The sequence below is a fragment of the Streptomyces torulosus genome (assembly GCF_001419765.1).
Lineage (GTDB): Bacteria > Actinomycetota > Actinomycetes > Streptomycetales > Streptomycetaceae > Streptomyces > Streptomyces torulosus.
Map to the genome: position 1 here is coordinate 1 of NZ_LIRK01000497.1, position 12,582 is coordinate 12,582.

Annotated in this window: 13 protein-coding genes and 3 pseudogenes; 7 read left to right on the forward strand and 9 right to left on the reverse strand. The window is 69.5% G+C overall.

Annotated features, from left to right (window positions below; genetic code table 11):
• Positions 1-138: 138 nt before the first annotated feature.
• Positions 139-300, forward strand: a complete 162-nt coding sequence (locus tag AOK23_RS50515) for a hypothetical protein (protein WP_240496645.1) — start codon at positions 139-141, stop codon at positions 298-300.
• Between the two features lie 11 nt (positions 301-311).
• Positions 312-797 (forward strand): DUF402 domain-containing protein, encoded by a 486-nt coding sequence (locus AOK23_RS31000; RefSeq protein ID WP_240496646.1) that lies wholly within the window; start codon positions 312-314, stop codon positions 795-797.
• Between the two features lie 981 nt (positions 798-1,778).
• Here AOK23_RS31000 and AOK23_RS45800 read toward each other — a convergent pair.
• Together AOK23_RS45800 and AOK23_RS31005 are read right to left on the reverse strand one after the other, a co-directional pair.
• Positions 1,779-2,041, reverse strand: a pseudogene (locus tag AOK23_RS45800) (pyridoxal-phosphate dependent enzyme); the annotation flags it as partial.
• Positions 1,990-2,964 (reverse strand): LysR family transcriptional regulator, encoded by a 975-nt coding sequence (locus tag AOK23_RS31005; protein ID WP_055715890.1) that lies wholly within the window; start codon positions 2,962-2,964, stop codon positions 1,990-1,992. The pseudogene AOK23_RS45800 and the gene AOK23_RS31005, both read right to left, overlap by 52 nt.
• Positions 2,965-2,993: 29 nt before the next feature.
• On the opposite strand from AOK23_RS31005, the gene AOK23_RS31010 reads away from it, so the two are divergent.
• Entirely contained in the window at positions 2,994-3,950 is a 957-nt protein-coding gene (locus tag AOK23_RS31010) for a dihydrodipicolinate synthase family protein (protein WP_206336329.1), read from the forward strand.
• Between the two features lie 279 nt (positions 3,951-4,229).
• Positions 4,230-4,640 carry a maleylpyruvate isomerase N-terminal domain-containing protein gene (locus tag AOK23_RS31015; protein WP_055715892.1) on the forward strand — a complete coding sequence of 137 codons (411 nt, stop codon included), beginning with the start codon at positions 4,230-4,232 and terminating at the stop codon, positions 4,638-4,640.
• Between the two features lie 433 nt (positions 4,641-5,073).
• Here AOK23_RS31015 and AOK23_RS31025 read toward each other — a convergent pair whose 3' ends face one another.
• Positions 5,074-6,099 (reverse strand): alpha/beta hydrolase, encoded by a 1,026-nt coding sequence (locus AOK23_RS31025; protein ID WP_063791432.1) that lies wholly within the window; start codon positions 6,097-6,099, stop codon positions 5,074-5,076.
• Positions 6,100-6,343: 244 nt separating this feature from the next.
• On the reverse strand, positions 6,344-7,735 hold the full coding sequence (locus tag AOK23_RS31030; protein WP_055715894.1) for an APC family permease: 1,392 nt from the start codon (positions 7,733-7,735) through the stop codon (positions 6,344-6,346).
• Between the two features lie 78 nt (positions 7,736-7,813).
• On the opposite strand from AOK23_RS31030, the gene AOK23_RS31035 reads away from it, so the two are divergent.
• Together AOK23_RS31035 and AOK23_RS50520 are read left to right on the forward strand one after the other, a co-directional pair.
• Positions 7,814-8,431, forward strand: a complete 618-nt coding sequence (locus AOK23_RS31035; protein ID WP_240496647.1) for a TetR/AcrR family transcriptional regulator — start codon at positions 7,814-7,816, stop codon at positions 8,429-8,431.
• Positions 8,432-8,710: 279 nt separating this feature from the next.
• On the forward strand, positions 8,711-8,851 hold the full coding sequence (locus AOK23_RS50520) for an RICIN domain-containing protein (RefSeq protein WP_240496648.1): 141 nt from the start codon (positions 8,711-8,713) through the stop codon (positions 8,849-8,851).
• A gap of 169 nt (positions 8,852-9,020) precedes the next feature.
• Here AOK23_RS50520 and AOK23_RS31040 read toward each other — a convergent pair whose 3' ends face one another.
• The 5 genes and pseudogenes from AOK23_RS31040 to AOK23_RS31045 all read right to left on the reverse strand — a co-directional run bounded on the left by AOK23_RS31040 (position 9,021) and on the right by AOK23_RS31045 (position 11,722).
• Positions 9,021-9,782, reverse strand: a complete 762-nt coding sequence (locus AOK23_RS31040; protein ID WP_055715896.1) for an SDR family NAD(P)-dependent oxidoreductase — start codon at positions 9,780-9,782, stop codon at positions 9,021-9,023.
• On the reverse strand, positions 9,779-10,288 hold the full coding sequence (locus tag AOK23_RS52065; protein WP_420823767.1) for an FAD-binding protein: 510 nt from the start codon (positions 10,286-10,288) through the stop codon (positions 9,779-9,781). Before AOK23_RS52065 ends, AOK23_RS31040 begins: the two co-directional genes overlap by 4 nt.
• Before the next feature lie 448 nt (positions 10,289-10,736).
• Positions 10,737-11,294: pseudogene (locus tag AOK23_RS52070) on the reverse strand (low temperature requirement protein A); the annotation flags it as partial.
• Positions 11,295-11,462, reverse strand: a complete 168-nt coding sequence (locus tag AOK23_RS48150) for a hypothetical protein (RefSeq protein ID WP_157878206.1) — start codon at positions 11,460-11,462, stop codon at positions 11,295-11,297.
• On the reverse strand, positions 11,450-11,722 hold the full coding sequence (locus AOK23_RS31045; RefSeq protein ID WP_055715897.1) for a low temperature requirement protein A: 273 nt from the start codon (positions 11,720-11,722) through the stop codon (positions 11,450-11,452). The genes AOK23_RS48150 and AOK23_RS31045 overlap by 13 nt, the downstream gene beginning before the upstream one ends.
• Positions 11,723-11,805: 83 nt before the next feature.
• Between AOK23_RS31045 and AOK23_RS51750 the strand changes: the two are divergent.
• Positions 11,806-12,161: pseudogene (locus tag AOK23_RS51750) on the forward strand (AbfB domain-containing protein).
• Positions 12,162-12,582 lie beyond the last annotated feature (421 nt).

The window sequence follows — 12,582 nt, forward strand, 5'->3', positions numbered from 1 at the left end:
TTCTGTTAGGACCTCTAAGGGAACCGATGAACGGAAGGCCCGTGGCGGGACCTGCTCCGTACCCTTGGCTCTCAACCCCTGGCCACGGGCCGCGCCGGGCGCCCGGCGGCGTAGGAGGATCGGGTGCACAGCTTCGAGATGGGACAGACAGTGGTCCGGCGCGACGTGTACGGCCCCGGCCGGGTGTGGAGCGAGCACGCCTTGCGCGTCGTCGCCGATACGAGTGAGGCCTTGATGGCCGCCTGCTCGCCGGGAGCCGAGACCCGCTGGTCCGCCCTGTACCTCAGGGCCCGTGCATAGGCGACCGTGCGATGCGCACCGAGGCGTTCGACGCGATGGCGAGCGGCGCGTGCGAGCTGGAGGCCGCCGTGTGGCAGGAGACCGAACTGCTGTTGTGGAAGCCGCCGGCGGCGTGGTTCAGCGTCAACGCCTTCTACACCGACGGAGGCCTGCGGAACTGGGACGTGAACTTCGAGCGCCCTATCGTCCGTACTGGCGACGGGTTCGACACCTTCGACCTGACCGTCGATCTGGTCGTCTCCTCGGACCTGAGCAGCTGGCGGTGGAAGGATGAAGACGAGTACGCGCACGTGCGGCGGCTCGGCATCGTCACCGACGTCGAGCATCAAGCCGTGGACTCTGCCCGCGACCGGGCCCTTGCGATGCTCGAGGAACGCTCTGGCCCGTTCGCCGATGCCGCCTCGTGGTCGGCCTGGCGGTGGAACCCGGCCTGGCCCATCCCGAGCCTTCCGCGCCCCGCAGCGGCCGGAAAGAGGATCGTACCGGCAGGCGGCTGAACCGATCCACGGCGCCGTCCTGCCTGTCGACGGCGGGCGGCTGGCTGTCTGTCGACAGCGAGCCGCCGCTCGACCCTGCCTCGTCCGCTGCCCATCCGGCCGACGTACTACGCGCACGATCTGACACGGGTGTTCCTCAACCCCCGACCACAGCACGCCGGTCCCGGGCAGTCGGGAACGAAGGGCGCCCGCAGAATCAGGGCCTGCCACGGTCTGGCATGGTGCGGGCGGGTAGATCGGACACGGGGGGCCAGGGCATCACCCGTGCGAGGTCGCGGCGTATGCGTTCGGCTTCACCGCGTACCTGGGCGGGGATGTCGCCACGCTCGTCGACGAGGCGGCTGAAGATGGGGGTCTCTTGAAACACGGCGGGATGTTGCTCTCTTTCAGGTTCCGGCCGGCCGTCCGGGGCCGGTGGGGTGGCGTACTACTGCGGGTGCGGCCGGTGACAGGCCATGCCCGATGCACCCTACGGCGGGGCACTGACATTGATGTTGCTGGGCAGGTCCTGATGTTCGTGGCTCGGGCACGGATTGACGTCCTGCTGGGCGGTCATGCGACTGTTCTGCCCGGCTGCCGCGACCTGCTCTCATGGCTCCGGCCGGGCGGAACATGACCTGATGGGAGCTTGGGCGAAGCCCCTTCGATGTCCTGTCTGCGCGACCGACCGGCGCCCACCTTCGGTTGGGAAGGCAGATTCAGGATGACCACAGCGGTCTCGGACGACGCCACGGCCCGCCGGGGTTGCAGCGGACTGGCCTTCCTGGACGCCCTGGGCCACGTGATCGTGAACGTCGTGAAAGCCACCGCCTCCCAGGGAACCTCCACTACTGGGCACGACCACCCCGACTGCCCCGTACAACGCGACAGTGCCTCGAAACGCCGCCACTCCAGCACCTTGAGACTTCCGACCAGCTTGCCCCGTTGACGTTTTGGTCCAGCCGGAGAAGGACTCGTTGGAGGCGATGGCGACGCTGGTTGAGCCCCGGTGGTGGCGGCGTAGGCATGGCAGGCGGTGAGGGCTTCGGCGTATTCGAAGCCGACGAGCGGGACCTCGGCGCCGCAGTCGCGGAGTTCGGCCACCTTCACTGCCGGGCGGTCTCGGGCACGAACACCGTCGCGGGTACGCCCTGCTGGCGGGCGGCCCACCGGCACACGCATGCGAGACCGGCGTTGCCGCCGGAGGCGACGCTCACTCCCGCTTTCGGGAGGGTGCCGGCGTCCTGGTGGGCCTGGAGGAAGTGAGGCCCGTGGCGCCCACCGCTGTTCGCGCCGCTGCCACGAATGCTGCGATCGCCGGGTGAGTGCCGCCGCCCGCCCGGAAGGCGACCTTCGAGCGGCGGAAGAGGGGCAGCCGGGTCAGGACCACGCCCTCGGGGGTGCGTGCCGTGGCCATCTCCGGTACGAATCCGGCGCCTTGCCCGATGGCGGCCAGTGCCAGCACCGTACGGAAGTCGTTGACCTGATGGCGGATGCGCGGCTGGAAACCAGCCGCCTGACAGGCGCGCACAGCCATCGCGTGACCGGTCGTGCCGTCCCGGGCCGTGATCCATGGGGTCGTGGCCCACGGTCCGAGCAGTTCCGCCAGCGTGTCACCGCGGGTGGCGCTGTCTCTTGCGGGATCGGTGTCGATGGCGGCGCCCGTGGCCAGGTACATCGGCTCCTCCAACAGGGGCACCTGGTCGACCGTGGTGTCCGGGGACGCGGGCACGAAGTCGTAGTCGTGGACGAGGGCCACGTCGAGTTCGCCGGCGCGTAGGCCGTCGGAGACCCGCGTCGAGTCGATCTCCTGCACCATGGGTTCCAGCGCGGGATGCCGCTGGGCCAGTTCCGCCAGCGTGGCGGGCACGATCGCGGGGCCGCCGGAGGGAAACGTTCCGATCCGCAGCGGCCCGCCGATGCCCTCGCGTGCCCCGGCCAGTTCGGAGACCGCCAGTTCGAGGCGTTCGAGGACGGCGTCGGCGTGGGTGACGAGGGTGCGGCCCGCGGGGGTGAGCACCACCCGTCTGCCGCTTCGTTCCAGCAGGGGTACGCCCGCCTCGCGCTCAAGCACGCTCAGCTGCTGGGAGACGGCCGAGGCGGTGAAGGTCAGTGCCTCGGCGACGGCAGCGATGGTGCCGCGTCGGTCCAGTTCGCGCAGCAGGTGGAGACGTCGGACATCAAGCATAAGGTGAGCTTACGTATAAGCGTAGAAACATGAACTGGATCTACTGGGTTTGTGTCGGCCAGGCTGGGCGCATGAAGCCCGAAGCGAACCTCACCGGCCTGTTTGTCCCCTTGGTGACCCCGTTCACCGACGACCTGCGCCTCGCCCCGGACGCGCTCGCCCGCCTCGCCGACGAGGCGCTGGTCGGCGGCGCTCGCGGACTCGTCGCCCTGGGCACCACCGCGGAGGCGGCCACGCTGACCACCGAGGAGAAGCGGGCCGTGGTCCGTATCTGCTCGGCTGCCTGCCGGACATACGGCGCCCCACTGATCGTCGGCGTCGGCACGAACGACACCGCCGCCGCCATCACGACACTGCAAGAGCTCGCTCAGAGCGGTGATGTCGCCGCGGCGCTGGTTCCCACGCCGCCCTACACCCGGCCCGGCGAGGCGGGAACGCTGGCACACTTCACGGCACTCGCCGAACACGGGGGTCTGCCGCTGGTCGTCTACGACATCCCGTACCGCACCGGTCAGCGCCTCAGCGCCAGCTCGCTGACCGCGCTCGGCCACCTGCCGCAGGTCGTCGGGGTCAAGTACGCAACCGGTGTGATCGACGCATCCGCGATGGAACTGCTCGGCTCGCCTGTCCCGGGCTTCACGGTGCTCGGCGGCGATGACGCCGTCATCTCGCCGCTGCTCGCGGCGGGCGCCCGCGGCGGCATCCTGGCCTCGGCCAATGTCCGCACCGCTGACTTTGCCGAGCTCATCTCGCTGTGGCAGCGCGACGCCGCCGGACCGGCCCGCAGACTGGGAGCCGAGCTGGCGCGGCTGTCCGCCGCGCTCTTCGCCGAGCCGAACCCGGCCGTGACCAAGGGGGTGTTGCACGTTCAGGGCCGTATACCCAGCCCGGCCGTCCGGCTGCCGCTGCTGTCCGCCTCCGCCGATTCGGTCCGGCGAGCGGCGGCCCTGGCCGCATCCAGGGCCCACCAAGAAACTGCAGCCTGACACGGGCTCCGTGGCCTCGCGGGAACCCGGTGGACTTCGTTGCGAGCCGGTGGGGCCCGCCCGCTCCCGCGCCACCACACGCCCCGCATGGGCGAGTTCTCCAGGCGGCCGGGGCGGCGGGTCGATCCACAACGTGGACCTGTCAGCGGCTGTGATGTTGAGGTTGCGACGACGCCCGAATGACTGTTGAGATCCGGAAGACCTACCTGCAGGCGGCCGAGAAGGCGGTGCACCTGCTGGCCACAGAGCAGGTAGCCCGGATGCTGAGAGACCGAGTCCGTGCTCCCCGGGATGTCGGTGGGTGGGCTGGCCGGTCACCTTGCACGGAGCGTCCTACAGGTCGAGTGGTTCCTCGACGGTCAGGTGGTCGGCGCTGAGCCGGTGTCACCGGTTCGGTACTACGCGCGGCTCGCGGATACGTCGTTGCCGGACTCCGCGCTGAACGTCGGGGTGCGTGCCCGCAACGAGGAAACGGCCGCAGCCGGCCCCGCTGCCGTGGCTGAGCAGGCCCGGGCAGCGTGGGTGCGGCTGTCGCAGCGGCTGGGCATGGAGTCGCCCGATCGGCGGGTGGCTGTCCCTTCCGGGGGCGATCTCGGGCAGCTCGGCGATCAACAGGGCATGTTCCGCGATCCGTTCGGAGGGCGCGAGGTCGAGAGAAGCGGATTGCCCTTGCTCACCGCACGTTCATAGGACGGCTTCCCCCCGAAAGGGGGAGGACTGTTCCTGACCCATCATCAACAAGAAGGGCGTGTCCAAGCGCGCGAACATCGCGACCGTGCGCGATGCCGCACTCCCGTCGCCACGCACCGACGCGAGTTGACTGCCGCCGCGGGCGTCGCCGTCCTGCCCCCACCGGTCGACCATGGCGTTGAGCTCGGCGAGCGGTCCACCTCGGGGACAGGACCAGATGGTTGGCTCGGTACCGCGCCTCAGCAGCGCGGTGTCACGGCCTCAATGCGGTGCCGCGTCTCAGGGACGCGGGGGATTGTGTGCTGGTTCGCTTGCGTTGATGGTCTTGCCGTGCGGGGGAGTACGGCTTGCTGTTGTTCCATCCGAAGTCGGTCTGACTGGGTGCCTCAAGGGAAGACGCTCGTCCCGGTGGGGGTCTTCGGGCCGGTGGTGGTCAGTTGTGGTGTCCGTTGCCGTTGCCGTTGCCCTGGCTGTCGGTGTCGGTGGGGGTGGGTTGTATGCGGAGGGCTTTGCGGAGGGCTCGTATGCGGACCGTCCACATGTGGTGTGCCGCCTCCGCGTCGGGTGCGTAGTGTTCCGCGGCGTGGTAGACGCCGGGGTAGATGTGCAGCTCTGTGGGGATGCCGGCGGCGAGGAGCCGCTGCGCGAGGGCGATGTCCTCGTCCCGGAAGGCGTCGGCGGTTCCCACGTCGATGAATGTGGGCGGTAGTCCGGTCAGGTCCTCGGCGTGCAGGGGGGCGGCGTATCCGTCGGGTGTCTTTCCGGCGAGGAACCATTCCCAGGCTTCGATGTTGGTTTTTCGGTCCCACACTCCGATGTCCGTGATCTGGTGGGCCGAGGGGGTGGTGTGGCGGTGGTCGACCATCGGGTAGAGGGCCATGATGTAGGCGAGGGCGGGTCCTGCGAAGTCACGCGCTTTGAGGGCGGTGGCGAGGGCCAGATTGCCGCCCGCGCTGCCTCCGAAGATGGCCAGCCGTTCTGGGTCGAAGTCTAGGGATGGCGCGTTGTCACCCATCCAGCAGAGGGCGGCGTAGCAGTCGTCGACCTGTGCCGGGTGCGGGTGTTCGGGCGCCTTGCGGTAGCCGGAGGAGACGACGAGTACGCCGAGTTCCTCGCAGATCTTCACCGCTGTTGCGTGCTCGTAGTCGAGGTCGCCGAGGCACATCCCGCCGCCATGGATGAAGAACACGGCGGGCGAGGCCGGCTGGAAAACCCTGGGCCGGTATATGCGTAGAGGCACCGGTGCGCACCCCGTCGGGCCGGGCACCTGTACGTCCTCGGTGGAGCAGGTCTGGGCCGCCCTGACTGCCTCGTTCATCTGTGCGGCGTGCAGGGCGTCGATGCGCCTGCGCTCCGCCAGGTCCTCGATGGCGTACACCCCGCCGGGGTAGTTCCCAAGAAGCTCTTCCAGCGGTGCCCGCAGCTCGGGGTCGAGGCTGTCGAGCTGACTCGTCTTCACAGTGGTCCCTTCGTGGATTGCGCGATCCTTGATGGACTTTCATGTCCTCGTGCTCGAGGCGGCCGATGCCGTGTCGATGATCCGCGCGGGCGGGTCAGCGGTGTCGCTGCGGCTCGGCCTCGGCATGGCGGTCCCTGGCGTGCGGGGTGCCGCGCCTTGGGGGCTTGTCGGTGTGCGGTACGGCCGTCGGGTCGGTGGTGTGCGGGTGGCCTCCGGCCGGGGCGGGTGGGGGCCTGTTGGCGGTTCACCGGTCGGGTCTCGCGTCCACGAGGAAGCGGGTGTCGCGGCGGGGGCGCAGGTAGAGCACCTCGTAGCCGAGCGCGGCGACGATGATCCCGGTGGTGATGGCAAGGTCCACCGGGGCCGATCGGGACACCGCGTAGGTCAGGGAGATGATCACCAACAGGGGAGGAAGCGGCCACAGCGGCATCTTCCAGCCGGCGTGCGGTGTGCGGCGGGCGGCGAGCGCTCCGAGGGCGAGCAGCAGGTATACGGCGGCGACGATGACGCCGGTGATCCCGAGCAGGGACTCGATGTCGAAGAAGTAGGCGAGGGCGGCGCCGGGCAGTGCCACGGCCGGTGTCGCCACGACCGGTGTGCGGAAGCGTGGATGCAGGCGGGTGAGTGCCGAGTTGACCGGGGCGGGCCATGCCCGGTCGCGTCCCGACGCATACATCACGCGGCCGTTCTGCAGCACCATCACGATGACCGCGTTGAGGATCGCCAGTGCGATGGCGGCGTTCACGGCGGCGGCTGTGCGGGGTCCGGCCCAGGCCTCGACGAGGTCGGGGAAGCCCTGGACCCCGAGGTCCTGGAGCGAGTGGGCGCCCAGGACGGCGGCGGCTGTCGGCACGACGATGACCGTGGCGGCGATGAGGATCGAGCCGAAGACCGCGCGCGCCACGTCACGGCGGGGCTCGATCATCTCCTCGGCGAGGTAGGAGGCGGTGCCGAAGCCGTTGACGATGAGCATCGCGACGACGAGTCCGGACAGCAGGAGGCCGAGCGTGAACGGGGAAAGGGTTCCCCCGGTCAGCGCCTCCGGCCGGATCAGGGTGCCCACGGGACGCTGGGCGTGCGTGAAGCCGAGGAAGGCGACCGCTGCGGCCGCGAGGACCTCCAGGGCCAGGAAGCAGCTGGTCACGAACGCGTTCGCGCGGATGTCGAGGACGGCCGTGCACGTGGCCAGCAGCATCACGGCCGCACCGGTGGCGGCCCGGTCGAGGTGGGCGATCGAGCTGAGGTAGTCCGCGGTGCCGAGCGCGATGATCGGCGGGATGATCACGAGCAGGGCGGCGGTGAGCACGAAGGTGAGCCAGCCGAGTGTGCGCCCGATCGTGTGGGTGATCATCGCGTACTCCCCGCCTGAGCTGGGGGTGCGGGTGCCCAGTTCGGCGTAGCAGGCGCCGACGGCGAGGGAGACCACGACGCCGAGGAGCAGCGTGAGGACGACGCCCGAGCCCTGCGTGGCCAGCAGCTGCGGCACGATGATGAAAAGGCTGGAGGCCGGCGTGATGCACGAGACGGTCAGCAGGATCACCGCGGTCACGCCGAGCACCGGCTTCAGCTGTCCCTGCGCGCGGCCTGACGGGTCGGAGGGAGGCTCGGCGGTCGTCTTGGCAGGGTTCGGTGCCATGATGCGCTCCTCGAATTGAAAGCCTTTCAAAACCGGGTTGGGCGTAACTGTGGGGCGCGCCGTGGCTAGAGTCAAGGGGTGACCGACCAGAAGTCGAGGCGACATCGCCGGCTGGAGCATCCGCGTGAGCGGGTCATGCAGGAGGCGTGGGCGTTGCTCGTCGAGCGCGGCCTGGCCGACCTGAGCCTCTCCGAGCTCGGGCGTCGCCTGGACACGAGCGCCGGCCACCTCTCCTACTACTTCGGCAGCAAGAGCGGTCTGCTCCTCGAGCTGCTCCGCTGGAGCGAGGACGAGCTGGCCGGGCAGCGGGACCTCGTGCTGGAGTCCGGCGGCTCGGCCGAGGAGCGGCTTCACCGCCTGTGCGTGCTCAACTTCCCTCGTGCCGTCGGTGACCCCCGCTGGCTGCTGTGGGCCGAGCTGTGGCCGCGGGTGATGCACGAGCCCGCCCTGCGGGAGGCTCAGCTCGAGTTCGATGCGGCCTGGCGTGAGGCGATCGCCCGGATCCTCGGCGAGCTGACCGACGACGTCGAACCGCTCACGCAGCGCGTGGTCGCCCTCATGGACGGGCTGAGCGTGGCCCTGCTGACGGGCGACACCACGCTCACCGTCGAAGGGGCCTGGCAGCACGTGAAGGCACTGCTTCCCGCAGCACCTCCCGACCAGCCCCGGCGCGCAGGACCTCACGCACTCCCATAGCAGTCGGCGCCACCCCGAACCGGCTCACCTTCACCTCGACCACCGGCAGTCGGGCACGTGAGAATACGCAGGGAATCCTGAAGTGACGTCAGACGGGGCGAGGTTCCGTAGAGACGGGCCACCCCGCGCCTCCGCCATCCGTGTCCAGGGTATCCCCGGCACTGACGGCACCGCCCTTGCCGGGGGCGCCTCCCACCGCTGTGTGGACATCGACAAGAACACCTACGCCGGTGGCATCCAGGCGCAGCTCTGGGACTGCTCGGGGGGCGTAACCACACCATCACGCAGCCCTCGCGCGGGGAACTCGTCGTCTACGGCAACAAGTGCCTCGACGCTCGCAACAGCGGCACCGCCAACGGCACCAAGGTCATCATCTGGGACTGTGCCAACGCCACCAATCAGAAGTGGACCCTCAACTGACCCGTCCCTGACCGCCTGTCGCGAGAACGCGACCCCAAAGGCCCGCGAGCGTGCGGCAGTCCCGAAAGGGAAAGCCGCACGCTCGCCAACGTCCTTGCCCACACTGGTCGAGCGGCGCAGCCCTTCTCCCCACGTCAAAGCCGTCGGGGCATCGGACCGTTCAAGCTCCTCAACTCTTCAGGGCGTCCGAGATGGACTTGACGCCGCCGTGCGCCGTGAGCCCCCCGTCGACCGTGATCTCCGCACCGCTGATGAAGGACGACTCGTCCGACAGCAGGAACACCACGAGCGGGGCGATGTCATCGACCGTCCCGCTCCTGCCCAGCGGTGTCTCCCTGAGGGTCGCGTCACGAAAAGCCTGTGTGGCCTGGGCGGTCATCTCGGTCTCGATGTAGCCGGGGAGCACGGTGTTGACCCTGATCCCTTTCGGCCCGAGTTCCGTGGCCGCGATCTTCGACACGGCACGCAGTGCCCATTTACTCGCGGTGTAGGCGACGGGGTAGTAGCCGGTGAGGGCGGTCGCCGACCCGATGTTCACGATGGACGAGCCGGGCGGCATGAGCGGGGACAGACGCTGGATGCCCAGCAACGGTCCGGTGGTGTTCACCGCCTGCACATGTGCCATGTCCTCGGGGCGTACGTCGTCGAGCCGCTTCCTCTCGATGATCCCCGCGTTGTTGACCAGCCCGTGGATGTGGCCGTACGTGTCCTTCAGTTCGGTGGCCAGTTGGTCCCAGTCGCTCTCGCTGCTGATGTCGAGCCGCCGGCATCCATCGCTCTCGGGACGTACGTCGGTGGCCACCACGATGGCACCGGCTCGGGTCAGCGCCCGAACCTCGGCCGCGCCCTGTCCGCGGGCCGCTCCTGTGACGACGACGACTTTGCCTGCCAACCGCCGAGCGGGCTGCTCGTGTTCGAAGATCGAACTCATGGCCGACAACCTATCTCCCGACGCCACCCGCCCGGCATCCCCTCTTGCCATGAAACGACAAAGACTCCGACCCGAGCACGTGATGGCCGCATGACTGAACTGCCGAACTCCCCTCCCGGCCGGCCGTGCCCCAGCGCGCTGCTTCTTCGGCAGGGGGAGCCGTTTGCCGTCGCCGGTACAGGGTCGCGTGTCCGGGCCGCGTTCGCGGCCGGGCTGCGGCCGGCGCCATGAGTGCCCCGGCAGATCGTGCCGGTGACGGTCTGCTCCACGGTGTCGCCCGTGCTGGTGGGGGACAGGCATTCCCGGGCCAGGGCGAGGTCCAGGTCTCTGAGCCGTGTGCCCGCTTCCACGGTGAAGTGCTGAGACCCGACCGCCTTACCGGCATCCGCATCCTCCACCGGGGGCCCCTCGGTCCCGGTGGCGGCGGTGAAGGAGTGGCCGCTGCCGACGGGTTTCACCGGCAGGCCGTCCTCGGCCGCCTGGCGCGCGACGGCGCAGAGCCCCAACGAGACGGTCGTCGCGATGATCTGCCCGAAGCCCGACCTTCACCTGCTCGCCTGTGAACCGGCCGCAGCGGTAGCGACCGCCCTGGCCTGTGTCGACGCGCGCTTGTCGAGCTGGCCGTTCCTCCCACGGCTGAGCGGCAGAGAACGCCATCCGACTGTCGGCCGCGGTGTATGCGGTGACTGCTATCAAGCCCTTTGCGTGCAGGTAGGTCACTGTCTCGGGCGGGGTGTGAGGGCTCGTTCGGACGTGGACAGCCCGGCGATGGACGCGGTGATCAGCCACACTCGACGGGTGGCGGGCCCGGAATCGGCGGTGATGGCGGCCATGGCACACAGCGCCAGTGTGGGCAGGGCACAGGCCCCCATCCAGGTCAGGGGCCGTGGGGTGGTGCGAAGGCACACTGCTGTAGCGACGAGGAGGTAGGTGCCGGCGCTCGACGGCCATGATCCAGCCGTTGGATGCAGGCAGAGGGCCGCCGCTGTGCGCGATGGCGGTGCCGAGGCCGACAGCGAGTCCGGCCAGAGCGCCGGTGGTGCAGCAGTGCAGGACCAGAATCGTTCCCGAGGCCGGCACATGCGGGCTGAGGAAAGGGATGCCGTTGTGGCCGCGGCGCAGGGACAGGGACCACACGAGGGTGAGTGTGAGGAAGGCCGCAGGTGCGGTGAGGTAGAGGTCGCGGTTCCAGCGGGTGTCGGAAGCCGCATCGACGAGCTGATACACGCCTTCGCCCAGGACGATGAGGGTGAACAGTCCGAGTCGTTCGGCGAGGTGTTCCGGATCGATGCGCGCGGTGGTCCTGTAGTCGGCGGTGGGCGACGGTCCGGGGCCGGTGGACTTACGCGGTGGTACGGAGTGGATGTCGGGCGGGCCATGTCGTTCCGAACGGTCGGGATTCCTGCGAGATGTAGCGGCGGCGGTGATGGTCAGGTCGATCAGCAGACCAGATGCCCACAGCCACAGACGTGAGGACTCCTCGGCCCAGATGGAAGCGATCCAGGGCGCCACTCACGCGGTGAGGAGTGCGGCGAGCCAGCCCCCCACCATCTGGTGCCGCTGTTCCCAAACACGACCGGCGAGGAGGCGGACCGCGACGTAAGTGATGGCGAACGCCCTGGCCCGCCGCCCTTCCTCCACGCCGTGCACCGCCGCAGCCATCACGATCAGGGCGAACATACCCAGCAGCAGGGTGCCCGGGTCCGGGTGCGGTCGGCGGCCACGTTGCCGTAGAGGGTGTTGGACAGCCACGCGGTCCAGAAGGCCACGAACAGCACGATGTAGACAGCGACGTCGTGCGCGCTGGGCTCGTCATGCAGTACGTGGGCCAGCTGGGCGACGCCGGCGACCGCCACGAGGTCGAAAAGCAGCTCCAGCCATGAGGCGTGGCGGGCGCTGGTCAGCGAGGGGATCCAAGTCGTGGTTCTCATCCGCTGCATGAGTACGACCGTAGGTTCCCCATTCCTCGCCGTCCCGGCGAAACGCTGCTTGCTCGGACGCGCAGTGGCGGCTGCGGCCTGGCCTGTCCGAACCCGACGGAGTGTCGTTCGCTTCGGTCAACCTTCCCGGCTCTACATGAAGCAGGAGAACTTCGCGATCAAGCTGGTCCGCAACGACGGCACGACGGCCTTCGCCACCGACGCCACGTTCCACGGCGTCGCCGGTCTACTGACCCACCGGACGAGCCCACCGCCCCGCCGGCTGTCTGTCACCAGGCGGCTCGGCGATGGTGGCTACAGCGGTGCCGCACCGGGGCGGCCCAGGTGGGCGACTGCTGCCGCTGTCCGCAGCCGACACGACCGGCTGCGCGTATCGGCGGTGCGGGGCCAACAAGTCGGCCACCAACATCACTCCGGTCTCCCGACCCAGGGCACCTGACCCCCGTCCGTCACTGCCACCGTCGGGGTGACGGCCAGGACGCCGGGCGGGACCAGCCATCCGGTGCCGTTCCTCTACGTCGGCGCCCGGGCAAGTCCGCGCTGGGCACGACCTCCGGCCCGCTGGCCGACGGCAACACCGGCACCCTCAGCGGATCAGGTCTGTCCACTGACAGTTCGCTCAGCGTCACCGTGCCCGCGGGGGCGGCGGCTGGTCCGGCGGCGGTGAGTGTGACCACCGCCGGGGGTAGCAACAACGGCTTGACCTACACCTAGGTCGACACCCTGACGGTACGACCTGTGGATCGGCTGACGGTCAGCCGCGGGCGGGACTGTCGTCAGTCGCGGACGGGACTGTGGTCAGCCGCGGACGGGGTCGCGTGGGCCGCTCGTGGCGGTCTGCGGGGCTCCGTCGTCGGTCT

Coding starts and splice junctions, on each gene's coding strand:
- AOK23_RS50515 (WP_240496645.1), top strand. CDS start 139: ATGGGACAGACAGTGGTCCGGCGCGACGTGTACGGCCCCGGCCGGGTG.
- AOK23_RS31000 (WP_240496646.1), top strand. CDS start 312: ATGCGCACCGAGGCGTTCGACGCGATGGCGAGCGGCGCGTGCGAGCTG.
- AOK23_RS31005 (WP_055715890.1), bottom strand. CDS start 2,964: ATGCTTGATGTCCGACGTCTCCACCTGCTGCGCGAACTGGACCGACGC.
- AOK23_RS31010 (WP_206336329.1), top strand. CDS start 2,994: ATGAACTGGATCTACTGGGTTTGTGTCGGCCAGGCTGGGCGCATGAAG.
- AOK23_RS31030 (WP_055715894.1), bottom strand. CDS start 7,735: ATGGCACCGAACCCTGCCAAGACGACCGCCGAGCCTCCCTCCGACCCG.
- AOK23_RS31040 (WP_055715896.1), bottom strand. CDS start 9,782: ATGAGTTCGATCTTCGAACACGAGCAGCCCGCTCGGCGGTTGGCAGGC.
- AOK23_RS48150 (WP_157878206.1), bottom strand. CDS start 11,462: ATGTTCGCCCTGATCGTGATGGCTGCGGCGGTGCACGGCGTGGAGGAA.
- AOK23_RS31045 (WP_055715897.1), bottom strand. CDS start 11,722: ATGCAGCGGATGAGAACCACGACTTGGATCCCCTCGCTGACCAGCGCC.